Origin of the sequence: Thermobaculum terrenum ATCC BAA-798 (genome assembly GCF_000025005.1) — a bacterium.
Classification (GTDB): domain Bacteria; phylum Chloroflexota; class Chloroflexia; order Thermobaculales; family Thermobaculaceae; genus Thermobaculum; species Thermobaculum terrenum.
Map to the genome: position 1 here is coordinate 614,188 of NC_013525.1, position 15,481 is coordinate 629,668.

Here is a 15,481-nt window from a genome sequence, read left to right on the forward strand (position 1 = left end):
TATATTTGTAGCGATGATTACTTCAGTAAGGGAAATCTAGTTGGTTTGCAGCGTGGCCAAGGGAAGGATCTTACTGGTCGAGGACAGTCTCCCCACACTCCTTTTCCTGTCGGATGTGCTGGAGGATGAGGGGTACGAAGTCAAAGCGTTATCAGAGAGCAGTGAAGTATTGAAAGTGGTCGGGGAATTTATGCCCGACGTGATCATTTCGGATATAAATATGCCTGCGATCGACGGCGTCACTCTCTCCTCCATAGTGAGAAGGTCTTTTCCAGACCTGCCGATAATACTATGCTCGGCAACCAGGCCTAAGCCCCGACAGCAGCACATACTGGACAAGCTACAGCACTGCTACTTTCGAATCAAGCCTCTGTGTGTTCAGGAGCTTCTATCTCTGCTGGAGAAGCTTGTCGAGTAAGACTACGAATTGCCAACCTTCACTGGATCAATGTAGCCGCAAGTTGATACGATTATCCCGGATTTTTTTATTCAAAATAGCTTTCGGGGGAAGAGATGGATAAGTTGCACATAGGTATCATTGGTGTGGGTTGGCCTGGTCAGCGGCACATAGAGGGGTACAAGAGACGTGAAGATGTCGAGATAGTAGCTGTATCTGATGTCAACACAGAACTGGCCCAACAGATAGTGGACCAGTACGACCTGAAAGCTCAGATCTATGCAGACTACCACGAGATGCTGCAGTCAGCCAATGTAGATGCCGTGAGCATCTGCACTCCTAATTTCCTCCATGCGCCTATGGCTATCGATGCCCTGGACGCTGGTAAACACGTGCTGCTTGAAAAGCCATTGGCGCATAATCTGGAGTCGGGGATCAAGATAGCTCAGAAGGTCAAGGAAACTGGCCTAGTCTTTATGATCGCCTTCAACAACAGGTTCAGGCCAGACAGTAAATTGCTCAAGGCACGCATTGAGGAAGGGCTGCTGGGTGAGATCTACTATGCCAAGACCGGCTGGCTGAGGGGGGCAGCTGAATTCTTCCTTAGAGGATGGTTCACTCAGAAGGAAAAGTCCGGTGGTGGACCTCTCATTGACCTCGGAGTTCATATGCTTGACCTCGCCCTCTGGTTTATGGGTAATCCTAGACCTGTAAGTGTTAGTGGGTCCGTCTATTACAAGTTCACAGATGTGATGAAGGCAAGCGCTGGGCAGGCAGACGTGGAAGATCTATCCACAGCTTTTGTAAAGCTGGATAACGGCGGCACGATAGTGCTTGATGTCAGCTGGATATCACATATCAAGAACCCGGACGAGGTATATTGCCAGCTGTTTGGCACCAAGGGTGGTGCAAAGATAGATCGTCATACAGGCACCGAGGACCTGGACATATATACCGTTGTAGATGGTGTTACCGTGCTCCAGAAACCAGAGTTCAACACGTGGCGCCAGAGGCAGCCTGGATATATGCTCTATGAGTCCTTTGCAGGGGAGACCTCTCACTTCGTGGACTGTGTCAGGGAGAACAAGCAGCCTGAATCTAACATCCAGCATGGCTTGGATGTGCTACGTGTGCTGGACGCTATATACAAGTCTGCTGAGAGCGGGCATGAGGTCATTATAGATACTAACCTCTAATTGGCATGGAAGGTGCTAACTCTACAGTTAGCAAGAGCAGGAGGTTAGTGCCGTGACTCTTTCCGGGCAGAGAAAAATAATTCTACTGGCGGCCGATGGCGTCCATGAGAACGAAGTGCTCAGTATAAGGGAAAGGGCGTCTGCTGCGGGGATGAATTTGGTCATAGCCTCTTTGACTGGTGCTGCGCTACAGTCGGTAAATGGACTCGATAAAGGACAGTTGCTAGAACCTGATATGGCTGTTGACCAAGTCAAGCCGGAAGACTATGATGCTTTGGTCATACCTGATGGTCTGTATTCAGTTGACGCTCTGAGAGGCAACACGCTAGTGATCGAGATAGTAACCAAGTTTCTGGAAGAAGGTAAACCCTTGGGAGTTATAGGCCATGCTCCCTGGATTCTAATAGAATCAGGACTTGTCACTAATCGCTCTCTGTCATCCTGGCACACTCTCAGGGTCGATATACTGAATGCGGGCGGACACTGGGTGAAATCCCCAGTTCATAACGATATGGCGCTGGTGAGCGCTGCTTCTTCCGATTATATAGAGGACTTTCTGGACAGATTTATCAGTGAAGTCCAGTCCGGCGTGCATACCTCCAGAGGAGCAGCTCCTGGCAAGGACAAGGTCCTGGAGTCATCGGAGGAGTCCTTCCCTGCAAGCGATGCTCCCGGCTGGGTGTCGAGTTCAGAGAGAGAGGAGGAGTCGTAGCCCTTTGGGGCTACGACTCAATATTTATCTTATCGATATCTATCTGTGCTCTCTGCAGCCTGCCGCTGAAGTCTATATAGACAGACTTCCATTCGGTAAATACATCCAACGCAGCCCATACGGCTCCCTCTCTATGTCCATTCCCTGTACCTTTGGTGCCTCCAAAAGGCAGGTGCACTTCTGCCCCTATAGTACCGTGGTTGATGTAGACGATACCTGTATTAAAGTCGCGCATGGCTCTAAATGCCTTGTTGATATCTCTAGTATAGATAGAGCTGGAGAGCCCATACTTCGTGCAATTGTTTACCTTTATGGCTTCCTCAAGGCTGTTGACGGTTATCATCGAGAGTACCGGCCCAAATATCTCTTCCTGTGCTATACGCATGTTAGGGTCAACATCTGTAAATAGAGTGGGTTTATAGAAGAAGCCCTTGCTCAATTCTCCATCTGTAGCTCTATCCCCGCCAATGAGAAGCTTTGCTCCTTCCTCCCTGCCGATACCTACGTACTGATGAATCTTGTTGAGTTGCCTCTCATTGATGACTGGGCCAACATCTGTTTCTGGATCCAGCCCGTCTCCCAGTCGCAGATTCTGGATGCGGGACAGAAGCTTCTCTGTAAGCGTGTCTCGTATGCTCTTGTGAACTATCAGTCGGCTACAGGCCGTACATCTCTGACCAGTGGTGCCAAAAGCGCTCCAGAGAATGCCCTCAATCGCCAGATCGATGTCTGCGTCATCCATCACAGTTATCGCGTTTTTGCCGCCCATCTCCAGGCTGATCTTCTTGTTCTTGCTAGCAGTCTGTGTTAGTACCTGCGAGCCAGTGTCAGTGGATCCGGTGAACGAGATTACATCCACACCGGGATGTTCAAGCAGGGCCTTACCTACCTCTTCTCCTGTACCTGTCACTAGATTAAGGACACCTGGAGGTAGCCCCGCCTCTTCAAAGATCTTTACCAGCTCAGCCCCCAGCGCAGGGGTATCAGAAGCCGGTTTAAACACTACGGTGTTGCCGGCCACTAGCGCTGGCATAAGCTTCCACGTAGGGATCGCGATCGGGAAGTTCCAGGGAGTTATAGCTGCTACGACGCCCACTGGGTCCCTGACTGCCATCTGAAACTTATTAGGCATCTCCGAAGGAGTGGTAACGCCGAAGAGCCTCCTGCCCTCTCCACCCACGTAGAAGGCCATATCTATGCCTTCCTGCACGTCTCCCCTAGCCTCTGTCAGAACCTTCCCCATCTCCTGAGTCATAAGTCTGGCCAGATCTTCTTTGCGTTCTTTCAGGATGCGACCGACCTCATAGAGTATTTCTCCCCGTCTAGGTGCAGGATATAGCCTCCACTTATCGAAGGCTCTGCGCGCCGCCTGTACCGCTTTATCTACGTCTTCTCTGGAAGACTTGGCCAGGACCGCTACCACTTCCCCATTGGCGGGGTTTATGCTCTTGAAGGTTTCCCCTGTGGATGAAGGTACCCACTTGCCGTCGATGTAGTTCATGTACTCTCTCATAACCCTTTTTACCTCCACATACCGCCTCTAGCAGCCGGATTATAACACTATCCGTCATGCCAGTTTGTTGCTTTGGATCAAGATTGCAACTATCATGTTTGTTAGAGAGCAGGAGTTTTCTCCGATGAGACGAAGGCGTAAGTCGCGCTTTGCAAACTCAATGGAAGAGAGGTTTGCCGCTATATTGGATCTCCTGCGCCTTCGGTGGCAGTATGAACCTCACACATTCGTCCTCCGCCGCAGATTTGATGGATCTCCTATGGTAGCCTTTACGCCTGACTTTTACCTTGAAGAGTTCGATCTCTACGTGGAGCTCACCATGCACAAACGTAGATTGGTAACTCTGAAGAACCGGAAGGTCAGGCTAATGCGTGAGAAATACCCGGAGCATAACATCAGGTTGCTTTATCTGCACGACTGTCTGTCTCTAATCCGACCTGTGAGATCCTACAAGGAGAGGGAGAAAGTCCTTCGTAGGCTTATTCCCTGGGCATCCCAGGAGCACTACGATCGCGTTAGGTGGCACAGGAGGTTAGTTAGGCGAGTATCATCATCTGGACGTGTCCACTTCCTGGGTAAGGTTCTGTCTTTGGGGGCAGATTGGGCGGGCAAGGAATGCATTATATGGGTCTATTCGGACCACCTGGATATAGAAATTGAGGGCAGGACAATAGCCTCTCTGGAATGCGCATACGACAATCGCAAGGATAAATTACTGCAAGTCCAGTCTAAGGTCCTTATAGATAATGAGCCCCTGGAGGGTAATCTTCTCCCCGCAGGTAGAAGAATCCTATCCCTAGTGCAAGAGGATACGGGCAATGCGAGCCATGGCTTGGTTCGCTGCTACGCACAGGCCAGCTTTCAACTGTTTTAGGTTTTATGCTTGTTTTACGCTTGCTGTTGATCTTTTTGCGGCCAATTTAGATAAGAAAACTATACTCCTTTTCAGTCAATGAAGAAACAAGCAGTTGGACTGGAAAGGGGTTGGAAATGATCGGATTTTACTTTATTTATCCGCTAATTGCTATGCTGTTCCTCTTTTGGCTGTTCTACACCCCCAGCAGACCGTCCTACTAGAAGCAAGATAGGAGCGGGAGGAGGTCAACCCTCCTCCCGCTATGGGGTCGGTTAGTGGGTCTGCTGAGGTGGTGTCTTCTCCCTGTAACCCTCTACTATGTCCTTAGCCGGGCTTACTACCGCTAGGTCGTTCACAACGGTCTTTACCCCAGGCATACCCTTTACAAGCTTCTCAGCTCTAAGCCTTTCGTTCTCTGTGTGGACCGTGCCGCGCAGGAAGACCGTACCACCCACCTCGGCCTCGACCTCTATTGCGTGCTCCTTGAGCTTATCATCATCAAGGATCTTGTTAATTACCTGCCTCATCAACCCCAGATCGTGATTGCCAGTCTCCTTGAGCTTTTCACCTTCTGGCACTACTGAGATCTCGTTGATGACCTCAGTTACTCCTCGCACCCGCGACGCGATAAGCTCCGCTCGGTGCCTCAGGTTCTCCCGGGGCACTGATCCTCTAAGGTACACCACCCCGCCTGGCTCAGCATTTACATTGAGTCTGGGCAGTCTTCCTATTACTGGATCCTCACCCAGCCTGGTTTCAACTCGGTGCTCTATAGTTTCGGGTGTAAGGTCATAATCAGTCTTTTGAGCTACTCTGTAATACAGGGCCCTGGCCTTTCCCGTTACCATGTGGCTCGTGTACCTCAGGGTTCTGTTAGCTTGTCTGCTGGTAACTCTTAGGTACCTCTGCCCCTTCTGTAGGATATACGATCGAGTCGCTCTACCCGTCCTTGGAGCAAACAGGAGACCCGCTATCGCACCTAGAACAGCTCCTATTCCCAGGAAGATCAATCTGCTTTTATTGTCCACCTTAGGAGGCTGAGATCTCCTGGAGATCATCGTTTCAAGCGATTTACCGATATTCTGAGGCAGGCCAAGCTTACCATTAGCTTCCGGGATTTTGACTCGTTGCGTTTCCCATCTTATTTCCGGGACTTTTACGTTTATTCTTGCCATCTTTATCCACCTCCTTTATTAGTCCCTGGATAGTGGCAAGTTTTAGTCGAGCAATTATTGGGCCAACAATGCTTAAAAACAGCAGGCCGCGATCGATCCCGATCGCGGCCTGCTGGTAAGTCTACTGGACTAGTAGTCCATTGGTGGAGTGGAAGGAGCCTTCTCCTTCTCAGGTATGTCGGTAACCAGAGCCTCAGTTGTCAGGATCATGGCCGCGATCGAAGCAGCATTCTCCAGAGCTGAGGTGGTCACCTTGGCAGCGTCCATGATACCGCGCTCCACCAGGTCGGTGTACTCATCTGCCCAGGCATCATAGCCGTAGCCCTTCTTGCCCTCGTGCAGAGCCTGGCGTACGGTCTGGACGACAACACCACCGTCCTGGCCAGCGTTCTCGGCGATCTGGCGCATAGGCTCCTCGAGCGCTCTCTTTACAATCAGGATTCCGGTCCGAACGTCGCCCTCGGCATCATCCGGGTTGAGCTTCTCGGATGCGTACAGCAGAGCGACTCCACCGCCAGGAACGATGCCTTCCTCAACTGCAGCTCTGGTCGTAGATAGAGCGTCCTCTACGCGGGTCTTGCGCAGCTTGAGCTCGACCTCGGTGGCAGCGCCAACCTTGATCACAGCCACTCCGCCCTGAAGCTTAGCCAGTCTCTCCTGCAGCTTCTCGCGATCGAAGTCGCTAGTGGTGGTCTCGATCTGAGCTCTTATCTGCTCGCACCTGCCCTTGATGGCGTTAGGATCACCATAACCCTCGACAATAGTGGTCTCGTCCTTGGTAGCTACCACTCTGCGGGCACGACCCAGATCCTCTACCTGGACGCTATCCAGCCTTCTACCGACCTCCTCGCTGATTACCTGAGCGCCGGTCAAGATCGCTATGTCGCGGAGCATCTCCTTGCGGCGATCACCAAAGCCAGGTGCCTTCACAGCGAGAGCGTTGATCGTGCCACGGAGCTTGTTGACTACCAGTGTAGCTAGTGCCTCGCCCTCTACATCCTCGGCAATAATTACCAGGTTCTTGGTTACCTGCAGGACTCTCTCGAGGGTTGGCAGGATGTCGTTGATGGACGAAAGCTTCTTGTCGGTTACCAGGATGTAAGGCTCCTCGATGACGGCCTCCATCCTCTCAGCATTGGTTACGAAGTAGGGGGAGATATAACCACGATCGAACTGCATACCTTCGGTGTACTCTACCTCAAAGCCGAGGCCCTTGCTCTCCTCGACGGTAATTACACCGTCCTTGCCTACCTTCTCCATCACCTCAGCAATGAGGTTACCGATCTCGGAGTCTGCGGAAGATACTGTAGCAACCTGGGCAATATCCTCACGACCCTTAACTGGAGTAGCCAGCTCCTTGACGGCATCCACTGCCTTCTTAGTAGCCATCTCGATGCCCTTGCGGAGCTGCATTGGGTTTGCGCCGGCTGCTACATTGCGAAGTCCTTCATGAACTATAGCCTGAGCCAGAACGATGGATGTGGTGGTACCATCACCTGCTACATCCTCGGTCTTGGTAGCCGCTTCCTTCAAGAGCTGAGCCCCCATGTTAGCAAATGGGTCCTCAAGCTCGATCTCCTTAGCTACGGTCACACCATCATGGGTAACATTAGGAGCACCGAACTTCTTGTCCAGCGCTACGTTGCGGCCCTTCGGACCAAGGGTAGCCTTAACTACGTTCGCCAGGATGTCAACACCTTCCTTGAGGGAAGCGCGTGCCGACTCATTGAACTCTATCTGCTTCGCCATAGCTCTACATCAACCTCCTTTTCTTCGAGAATTTTTACTCGCCAAGAATGCCCATTACGTCGCTCTCGCGCAGTATTAGAACATCCTCACCATCAAGCTCGAACTCTGTACCTGCATACTTGGCGAAGAGTACCGTCTGCCCTACCTGCACATCCATGGGCTGCCGCTGACCATTTTCCAGGATCTTGCCAGGTCCTACAGCGAGCACCACGCCCATCTGTGGCTTCTCCTTGGCAGTGTCAGGCAGAACTATACCGCTCTTGGTAACTTCCTCCCGCTCGATCGGCTTGACTACTATGCGATCGCCTAGCGGTCGGATCGTCTTTGTTGCCGACTGTGTCATTTGCCTCCCTTCCTCCTTATGAGAATTTCTTATTGGCACTCTCAGTGCCAGACTGCTAGCTCCGGCACGTATTCTACAACAATGTCCTGCTATCCTGCAAGAGTTTTTAGCACTTTTGAGGTTAGAGTGCTAAAAATGGCCTCGCTTGCCCATGACCTGTTATCCTGGGTAGGCTGTCGCTGAGTGTAATAGCAGGCCGTTTTATGGCATACTTCCCTTGCTATGTCAAAATTACACGTAACCAACGAGGTAGGTAGACTTCGCAAGGTCCTGCTTCACAAGCCCGGCAGGGAGATGGATTTGCTGACCCCTGAGAATAGGGAAGAGATGCTGTTCGAGGAGCTGCTGTGGCTCCCGAGAGCAAGTCTGGAACATCGCATACTTGCCTCTGTCCTTGAGGTCGCAACTGGAATAGGAGGAGTCTTTTATCTTGAGGACTTGCTATCCCATTCGTTGGCAGATGATCTTTGTAGAGCGGAGCTGGTTGATGAAATACTCAGGGTTGATACTCCTCTGGGCATGAACAGGCAGGATGCAAAGAGCTGGTTGCTAACCCTACCACCACAAATACTGGCCGATGTGCTGATAGGTAGACCACAGGTTAATGGCTATGACTCTCTGTCTTCCAGATACTTAGGCGAAGGTGGGATCTTTACACCTCTACCTAACCTGATATTTATGCGTGATCCTGCCGTGGTAGTAGGTGACTCTGCAATCGTGAGCAGCATGCATCTGCAGGTGCGCAGGCGGGAATCATTACTCCTAAGGCACGTGCTTCTAAGGCATCCAGATATTGCCTCCACCTTACTGATGGATGCCTTGGATAGCTCTCAGGAAGCCCAGCAGGGGTATATAGAGGGAGGGGATGTGCTGGTCCTGAATGAGCGCACGCTGGTGGTTGGATGCTCTGAGAGGACTGACTACCAAGGGATAGACAGACTTGCTCAGAGCTTGATGAAGGCATCTGCTGATGTGGAGAAGATATATGTGGTGTTGATGCCTCCAAGAAGGGCTTGGATGCATCTTGATACCATCATCACTTTCCTGAGTCAGGATGAGTGTGTGATCTACTCTCCGCTGATATTGGGTCTCGGGAGCGAGGGTGTTACGGTGCTCGAAGTACAGCTACTTGGCAATAGGATCAGGATAAAGGAGCACGATGATCCCCTGCCAACAGTGCTAAGCAGGAGCGAAGGTATAGACTTGAAGTGGGTCGAGTGCGGTGGCAGCGACAGGTTGCAACAGGACAGAGAACAGTGGACGGACGGTGCTAATTTCTTTGCTATATACCCCGGAGTAGTAGTGGTCTACGAGAGAAACGAAGCTACTCTGGAAGAGTTGCACAGGCACCTTGGTTACGAGATCATTAGGATTGATGATGCAGTCTTCCCCGAAGATGCCAGCACCAGTAATGATGGGGTATTCCTTGTAGACGGGAGATGGATTTCCTATCCGGAGCTGGTCAGCATGATAGCTATAGGGAGCGGTAAGAAGTTGGCGATAGCGATCCCTGGTAGTGAACTCTCCAGGGGACGTGGTGGGCCTCACTGCCTCACTATGCCCTTATGGCGGGATGATATCTAACTACGGGCTCTTTCCAGCTGGATGGTATCGCCGGGACCTATGCCCAAGGTGTTCCCCGCATGACCAAGGTTTTGCCCTATACAGATGAAGCGCGAAGAATCCTCGTAAATGAGCAGGTCTCCTCTGTTTACTTCCCCAAATGTTCTGGCTACGGCCAGATTTACCTGATTGTTCTTATGCTTGAGGATAATCTTTTCTCCAGTTGAAAGCGGCCAATCAGCCGCCTCTATGTTGGTTCGTATATTACCGAACTTGTCAAGAATTGCCACCTCTGCAACGACCCTGTGTTCGTATATCTCAGGTTCTCTCCAGGGCGCTTGCACGAGATCGCTTATCGGCAGTATCTCCCCAACATCTTCAAAGCTCACGCCCGAAGATAAGTGCGCGGCTACTGGGCAGAAAATATCCCTCCCATGAAAGGTATAAGATATATCCGGGCGCATAAGCGCTTTGTTAGAGATTTTCCTTGCCTCGACTATACCCCCCAGCCTTCGTGTTGCCGGTATCAGCACTCCGTTATCTGGGCCTATAAGCACATCTCCGCGCCTGCACAGGATCGCTATCGGCAGCCTCTGGGTTCCTACTCCGGGATCGACCACTACTACGTGCACTGCCGGCGGCACATAAGGGAAGATTGAGGTTAGTACCCATGCGCCGGCTCTTATGTCGAAAGCCGGGATGCCATGGGAGATATCTACTATGCTGATCTGTGGATTTATGCCCCTCATCACGGCATGGCATATACCAACTGGACCCCAGTCTAGTCCAAAATCTGTAATGAAAGTCACTAAGTTGGGAAGTCTTGACATATCTGAGCTCATGACTCACAAAACCCTATCGTTGGTACCTACGTTATACTTTTATGAAGAGGCTACCAAAACTACTTTTGAAAAGGAAGGACATGTCTAAGATTAGGATCTTCAATGCCAGCTTCTGGCTTATTTTTGTAATGGCGTTCTCTTTTTTCATAAATGCTTGTGGTGGGAATGCTAACAGCAGTGCTGGGATACCATCTCCCACTGCCAGGTCGCAGGAAGTCGTTGCTTCCAGCCCAACCCCTGCCCCGTCTCCATCTGTCTATGAAGCTACTCAGCCTACACCTACGGCTGACGGGGTTGTGGCCAGTCCTTCTCCTACGCCTGCACAAGCCAGCCCAGCTAACACTCCACCTAAAGAGTCAAGCACCAAATACACTCGGACGATGTATGTTGACGGCATTCGGGAAGGATACGTGGGTGTCAATCTCAGGGCCAGACCTTCCACCGAATCACAGTCCTTGCTAGTTATCAAGAACAGAGAGCCGGTTAGAACCACCAAGGGCCCTATGCAAGGAGCCGATGGCAACCTGTGGTTCCCTGCAAGCTATAATGGTAAGGAAGGGTACATATTAGCCACGCTGCTTAGCGCACAAAGACCAGCCCCCCCTCCAGTGCGCCTAATCATAAAGAATGACAGGTTGGATGTAGATGCTGCCGTTGAGTATGTGGGGTTGACTCCTGATGGGGCCATGGACGTGCCCAAGAAGTGGGAGGATGTTGCCTGGTATCGTTTGGGTCCGGTCCCAGGTCAGCAAGGTAACGCAGTAATAGCAGGTCACCTGGATTCCACCACCGGTCCGGCAGTATTCTGGAAGCTGAAAGACATCAGGATAGGAGATGTGGTGTCCGTAATTGACGAAGATGGACATAAGATTAACTTCAAAGTCACGAAGATTCAGTCCTACTTTGACGAGGACGCACCTCTGTACGATATATTTGGCCCCACAGATAAGTCGCGCCTGAACCTTATCACTTGTGATGGCTCATGGGACCCGAAGGCTAAGAGATATGACAAGAAGCTGGTGGTGTTCACCGAGAAGATCAGTTAGGATAAACTTCTGGTTTTTCAATCACCGTAAGCCTGGTCCAGGATCTGGACCAGGTGTTTTACCTGTATGTCGAGTCCGCGGTGGCGGAGTCCTTTCTGCAGCTGGAGCATGCATCCGGGATTAGCGGACACTATGACCTCTGCACCTGTAGCTAGTGCATGTTCCAGCTTCCTTTCCAGCAGCTGGTTTGAAATTTCAGGATTCGTGATGTTATATATGCCGGCGCTACCGCAACAGAGTTTGGATTCCTGCATCTCCACCAGCTCTACTCCGGGTATGGAAGCCAGCAGCTCTCGTGGTTGTCTGTATACTTTCTGAGCATGCGCCAGGTGGCATGGGTCTTGATAAGTAACTCTTACAGGCACAGCTCTATTAGGGCCGCTCATGCCCACCTCACTCAGGAATTCGCTTACGTCTCGGACAAGTGATGAGAAATGCTTTGCTCGCTCGTGCCACCCAGGATCGTCCTTGAAGAAGTGAGGGTATTCTTTGAGCGTTGCTCCACAGCCTGCAGAGTTCACGATTATGTAATCGAGATCAAGTCTTTCGAAGGCTTGTATGTTGGCCTTCATCATCTCGGTGGCGCTCCTTCTCTCTCCAGAGTGCACATTGAGAGCGCCACAGCATCCCTGCCTCTTCGGGACTACGACCTCACAGCCATTGTGCTGTAGAACTCGTATCGTTGCCCTGTCTATCTCCGCAAAGGCGGTGCTCATGATGCATCCTGCAAATAACCCAACCCTGAACCTCTTGTTACCCTTAGGTGGTAATGCTTGGTCCTCTGGAACAAAGAACTTGGAAGGGATTTGTGGCAGTAATGCTTCCTTGTCAGCAAGATGGAGTATATCCAGTATGCGCGTCGACCTCGCTATACGCGAGAGTCCTATACGCTGGTATAGCCAGAGGGCCCTGCTAAATGCTCTGAATAGGGCCATGCTTGCAAACAACTTGTTAAACACTATCCATCTCAGAGCTCTCACCCAAAGGCTACGTGGATGCTTTCTTTCCAGCTGTGCTCTGGCCGACTCTACCAGCACCCCATATCTGACTCCGGAGGGACATATGGCCTCGCAGGCCCTACAGTCTAGGCATTCATACATTTGGTGATCCAGGATTGGATCTCTGGCGTCAAGTTTTCCTTCCCATACGGCCTTTAATAAGTGGATTCTCCCTCTCGGAGAAGAAGTCTCTTTGAAAGTGAGCAGGTAGGTGGGACATACCGACAAACAGAGGCCGCACTGGACGCATGCGTTGATTATATCGTATGCTGGGGGGTCGAGTTCATCCCAGCTCTGTAGTGTATTACTCGAAGGACACACAAGAAGTATAACTAATATCAGGCTGTTCGAGTAACCAAAACAGCATCAAACAAGATTACTCTAAGGAGGAAGCGATGAAGGTCATCATAGATTGCGACATGGGCATAGACGATGCCATAGCCGTGGCTTATGCTCTGGCTCTTCAGGATGTAGATGTGCTAGGTATAGGGTCGGTCCACGGCAACATTGAAGCCGATGTGGCGGCCGAGAATACGCTCAAACTGCTCAAGGTCATGAACAGGACCGACATTCCGGTAGCGGTGGGTGCGCCCAAACCGATGATAAGACCTCTCTCTATGGCCAAATTCGTACATGGTGAGGATGGCTTGGGTAATGCAAACTTTGCACCTTCAGGACTGGTTCCTTCTGATGAGCATGCAGCAGATCAGATAATCAGGCTTGCTCGTGAAAATCCAGGAGAGATCACCCTTATAACCACTGGACCTCTGACAAATGCCGCCATAGCGCTTCTCAAGGAGCCTAAGCTGCCTCAGCTAATACCTCATGTTGTGGTGATGGGAGGAACCGTAGAGCACCCAGGCAACGTCGGGCCGGTATCAGAAGCCAACATAGCTCATGACCCAGAGGCTGCACAAATAGTATTTAGCGCCCCTTGGAAGGTCACTATGGTAGGGCTGGATGTTACCATGAAGACCTTGCTCCTAGAGCAACATCTAGATGCATGGAAGCAGGCTAGAACGCCTCTTACCGAGTGGCTACTACGTATAGTACCGTTCTATATGCAGTTCTACTCGCAGTCGCTAGGATACATGGCTTGCGCTATGCATGATGCGCTCGCAGTTGGTATAGCTGTTGGTAAAGTCGAGGTTAGCGAATCGGTGACTTGTCCAGTGTGGGTGAACACGGTGGTTGGTCCGGGCCTTGGGCAGACGGTAGCCGATAGAAGGTCAGAAAGCATGCGAGCGACTTCGGAACCTTACTACTTTATCGGTGAGTCTAACACAGAGGTGATCATGAAGGTGGATGGCGATGCATTTGTGTCACACCTGGTGGATTCTATTGCATCTTATCAAGTAAGATAATATAGCTACTTTAATTTACGGCTATAAAACTTCAATTGGGGTAGATAATGGGGACTAGGATCAGGATCGGTAGAAGAATTAATATATCTCCTCTATGGGTGGCGATTGCCATAATAGTGCTAATTGCTGCCCCAGCTCTCTATCTGGCTGCTAAGACCTGGCAGACCAGCAGGGCTATATATCACGAGATCCCCACACAAGCCCAAGGAGCTCTTACTCCTGCGCCGACTGGGCGTATACCGATAGTTATCATTACTCCCCAGGCTACTGCAACCAGAGGTGTAGCAAGTCAGCTGACACCGTACGATCCATCTAAATGGGTACCATCTCCTACTGCTGAGGCCACACCGGTTGTTCAAAGTAATATAAAGGAATGGAATGGCAAGAAGAGGATAAATTTCCTGCTGCTTGGTGTGGATAGGCGGGGCAATGAGATTCCCAGATCAGATACGATCATATTAGCCTCTCTTGACTTCGAGCACAATCGTGCCTATGTGCTGAGCATACCAAGGGACTTATATGTAAATGTGCCAGGCTTCAACTACTGGAAGATCAATGCAGCTTATGCCCTGGGGGAGAATCCCAAGTACAAAGATCAAGTTGGTGGCGGCATAGGGCTCTTGATAATGACCCTCAGGCAGAATTTTGGTATAGATATCGACGAATATGCAACTATAGATTTTGAGGGTTTTATCAAAGGCATAGACGCTATAGGTGGTGTTGATATAAGAGTACCTAAGAAGATAGTGGATAATCAGTACCCATCGGAAAGTGGCGGATACGAGCGTGTGGTTTTCAATGCTGGTTTGCAGCACATGGATGGTGAGATGGCTCTAAAGTACGCACGTACAAGACATGCTGATAGCGACTTTGGGCGCATGAGGAGACAGCAACAGATCATACTTGCTGTTCAGCAGAAGGCTAAGAACCCGTCCATCCTGCTGAAAGCCCCCACTCTACTCAACATAATAAAGGGGCACGTAGAGACGAGCCTTTCACCTTCCGAGCAGCTAAAGCTTGGGAGATGGGCAGCATCTCTGCCCAAGAAGAACATCGAGTTCTACTCGATAGAAGGTCCTATAGGTATGACTCCAGATGGCCAGTCGGTAGTCTACGCCGATTGGAATGCTATAAACCCGATCCTGAAGAAGGTGTTCGGGCCGCAAGCTGGTCATCCATAGCTTTTACTGAAGTTTCGCTGGGCATAGATTTAGTGCCCAGCGAAACTGGTTATAACGAAACTAGTTATAGAGTGATGACCTGGTCGGGTGGGTTATTTCCCAAGGCCGCGTATAGATCGGGGAAACAACCTACCTGTACTCCCTCCACCACATCCTTCGGGTAGCACTTGCCGTCCGGTCCGATCTCAGCTAGTCCTCGCTCTACAGCGCACTGGTCACAGAGCATCAGCATTATGCCCTTATCCTTTGCGACTTTGGAGAGTCTCTCCCCTACCGGATCACCCTTTCGAAGCATATATGTGTTGTCATCAAAGAAGAACATACCGATGACCTCGGCGCCGTGTCGATCTTCCTCGAGCTGCGGCAAAATCATCTTCCCCAACTTATAGCTGACAGTATGGCCGCTTGTGCTGAATATGTAGGCTACTTTCATACTTGACCCCTTTCTACGCTAGTCTTTGTATCCTTGCAAGGATCATTAAATGATACTAGTATCGTTTACTCCTGCGCAAGCAACATAGGAACGTCCTCTCCAGATAGAGAGGC

Annotated in this window: 15 protein-coding genes; 8 read left to right on the top strand and 7 right to left on the bottom strand. The window is 50.8% G+C overall.

All coding sequences use genetic code 11. The features are described 5' to 3' along the window. The first annotated feature begins 52 nt into the window (after positions 1–52). The 3 genes from TTER_RS02755 (at position 53) to TTER_RS02765 (ending at position 2,305) form a co-directional block, all read left to right on the top strand. On the top strand, positions 53–418 hold the full coding sequence (locus tag TTER_RS02755; RefSeq protein ID WP_169302607.1) for a response regulator: 366 nt from the start codon (positions 53–55) through the stop codon (positions 416–418). A 95-nt stretch (positions 419–513) separates the two neighbouring features. Further along, on the top strand, positions 514–1,593 hold the full coding sequence (locus tag TTER_RS02760; protein WP_012874511.1) for a Gfo/Idh/MocA family protein: 1,080 nt from the start codon (positions 514–516) through the stop codon (positions 1,591–1,593). Positions 1,594–1,645: 52 nt separating this feature from the next. After that, positions 1,646–2,305 (top strand): DJ-1/PfpI family protein, encoded by a 660-nt coding sequence (locus TTER_RS02765; RefSeq protein WP_012874512.1) that lies wholly within the window; start codon positions 1,646–1,648, stop codon positions 2,303–2,305. Positions 2,306–2,315: 10 nt separating this feature from the next. On the opposite strand, the gene TTER_RS02770 is transcribed toward TTER_RS02765, so the two are convergent. After that, complete coding sequence (locus tag TTER_RS02770) at positions 2,316–3,818, bottom strand: aldehyde dehydrogenase family protein (RefSeq protein ID WP_012874513.1); 1,503 nt, start codon at positions 3,816–3,818, stop codon at positions 2,316–2,318. A 124-nt stretch (positions 3,819–3,942) separates the two neighbouring features. On the opposite strand from TTER_RS02770, the gene TTER_RS14550 reads away from it, so the two are divergent. Further along, positions 3,943–4,692 (top strand): PDDEXK family nuclease, encoded by a 750-nt coding sequence (locus TTER_RS14550; RefSeq protein WP_012874514.1) that lies wholly within the window; start codon positions 3,943–3,945, stop codon positions 4,690–4,692. A gap of 254 nt (positions 4,693–4,946) precedes the next feature. On the opposite strand, the gene TTER_RS02780 is transcribed toward TTER_RS14550, so the two are convergent. From TTER_RS02780 to groES, 3 genes are all read right to left on the bottom strand, one after another. After that, positions 4,947–5,849 carry a BON domain-containing protein gene (locus TTER_RS02780; protein ID WP_012874515.1) on the bottom strand — a complete coding sequence of 301 codons (903 nt, stop codon included), beginning with the start codon at positions 5,847–5,849 and terminating at the stop codon, positions 4,947–4,949. A gap of 129 nt (positions 5,850–5,978) precedes the next feature. Continuing rightward, entirely contained in the window at positions 5,979–7,598 is a 1,620-nt protein-coding gene (groL, locus tag TTER_RS02785; RefSeq protein ID WP_012874516.1) for a chaperonin GroEL, read from the bottom strand. Between the two features lie 34 nt (positions 7,599–7,632). Further along, positions 7,633–7,941, bottom strand: a complete 309-nt coding sequence (gene groES, locus TTER_RS02790) for a co-chaperone GroES (protein WP_012874517.1) — start codon at positions 7,939–7,941, stop codon at positions 7,633–7,635. 222 nt (positions 7,942–8,163) lie between these two features. On the opposite strand from groES, the gene TTER_RS02795 reads away from it, so the two are divergent. Beyond that, positions 8,164–9,525: an arginine deiminase gene (locus TTER_RS02795; RefSeq protein WP_012874518.1), complete on the top strand. Its 1,362-nt coding sequence runs from the start codon at positions 8,164–8,166 to the stop codon at positions 9,523–9,525. Here the strand turns inward: TTER_RS02795 and TTER_RS02800 are convergent. After that, positions 9,522–10,334 (bottom strand): SAM hydrolase/SAM-dependent halogenase family protein, encoded by an 813-nt coding sequence (locus TTER_RS02800; RefSeq protein WP_012874519.1) that lies wholly within the window; start codon positions 10,332–10,334, stop codon positions 9,522–9,524. The genes TTER_RS02795 and TTER_RS02800 overlap by 4 nt on opposite strands. Positions 10,335–10,426: 92 nt before the next feature. Here TTER_RS02800 and TTER_RS14555 point away from each other — a divergent pair, with 92 nt between their 5' ends. Next, positions 10,427–11,392: a sortase domain-containing protein gene (locus TTER_RS14555; protein WP_012874520.1), complete on the top strand. Its 966-nt coding sequence runs from the start codon at positions 10,427–10,429 to the stop codon at positions 11,390–11,392. Positions 11,393–11,409: 17 nt separating this feature from the next. Here the strand turns inward: TTER_RS14555 and TTER_RS02810 are convergent, their stop codons facing one another. Further along, on the bottom strand, positions 11,410–12,711 hold the full coding sequence (locus TTER_RS02810; protein ID WP_012874521.1) for a (Fe-S)-binding protein: 1,302 nt from the start codon (positions 12,709–12,711) through the stop codon (positions 11,410–11,412). A 74-nt stretch (positions 12,712–12,785) separates the two neighbouring features. Between TTER_RS02810 and TTER_RS02815 the strand changes: the two genes are divergently transcribed. Together TTER_RS02815 and TTER_RS14560 are read left to right on the top strand one after the other, a co-directional pair. Further along, positions 12,786–13,754, top strand: coding sequence for a nucleoside hydrolase (locus TTER_RS02815; protein WP_012874522.1), 969 nt, complete (start codon positions 12,786–12,788; stop codon positions 13,752–13,754). Positions 13,755–13,801: 47 nt separating this feature from the next. Beyond that, the gene (locus tag TTER_RS14560) at positions 13,802–14,935 is read left to right on the top strand and encodes an LCP family protein (protein ID WP_012874523.1); all 1,134 of its coding nucleotides are present in this window, start codon (positions 13,802–13,804) and stop codon (positions 14,933–14,935) included. A gap of 64 nt (positions 14,936–14,999) precedes the next feature. On the opposite strand, the gene TTER_RS02825 is transcribed toward TTER_RS14560, so the two are convergent. Further along, the gene (locus TTER_RS02825) at positions 15,000–15,368 is read right to left on the bottom strand and encodes a SaoD/DsrE family protein (protein ID WP_012874524.1); all 369 of its coding nucleotides are present in this window, start codon (positions 15,366–15,368) and stop codon (positions 15,000–15,002) included. Between the last annotated feature and the right edge of the window lie 113 nt (positions 15,369–15,481).

Coding starts and splice junctions, on each gene's coding strand:
- TTER_RS02760 (WP_012874511.1), top strand. CDS start 514: ATGGATAAGTTGCACATAGGTATCATTGGTGTGGGTTGGCCTGGTCAG.
- TTER_RS02770 (WP_012874513.1), bottom strand. CDS start 3,818: ATGAGAGAGTACATGAACTACATCGACGGCAAGTGGGTACCTTCATCC.
- TTER_RS14550 (WP_012874514.1), top strand. CDS start 3,943: ATGAGACGAAGGCGTAAGTCGCGCTTTGCAAACTCAATGGAAGAGAGG.
- TTER_RS02780 (WP_012874515.1), bottom strand. CDS start 5,849: ATGGCAAGAATAAACGTAAAAGTCCCGGAAATAAGATGGGAAACGCAA.
- groL (WP_012874516.1), bottom strand. CDS start 7,598: ATGGCGAAGCAGATAGAGTTCAATGAGTCGGCACGCGCTTCCCTCAAG.
- groES (WP_012874517.1), bottom strand. CDS start 7,941: ATGACACAGTCGGCAACAAAGACGATCCGACCGCTAGGCGATCGCATA.
- TTER_RS02795 (WP_012874518.1), top strand. CDS start 8,164: ATGTCAAAATTACACGTAACCAACGAGGTAGGTAGACTTCGCAAGGTC.
- TTER_RS02800 (WP_012874519.1), bottom strand. CDS start 10,334: ATGTCAAGACTTCCCAACTTAGTGACTTTCATTACAGATTTTGGACTA.
- TTER_RS14555 (WP_012874520.1), top strand. CDS start 10,427: ATGTCTAAGATTAGGATCTTCAATGCCAGCTTCTGGCTTATTTTTGTA.
- TTER_RS02815 (WP_012874522.1), top strand. CDS start 12,786: ATGAAGGTCATCATAGATTGCGACATGGGCATAGACGATGCCATAGCC.
- TTER_RS14560 (WP_012874523.1), top strand. CDS start 13,802: ATGGGGACTAGGATCAGGATCGGTAGAAGAATTAATATATCTCCTCTA.
- TTER_RS02825 (WP_012874524.1), bottom strand. CDS start 15,368: ATGAAAGTAGCCTACATATTCAGCACAAGCGGCCATACTGTCAGCTAT.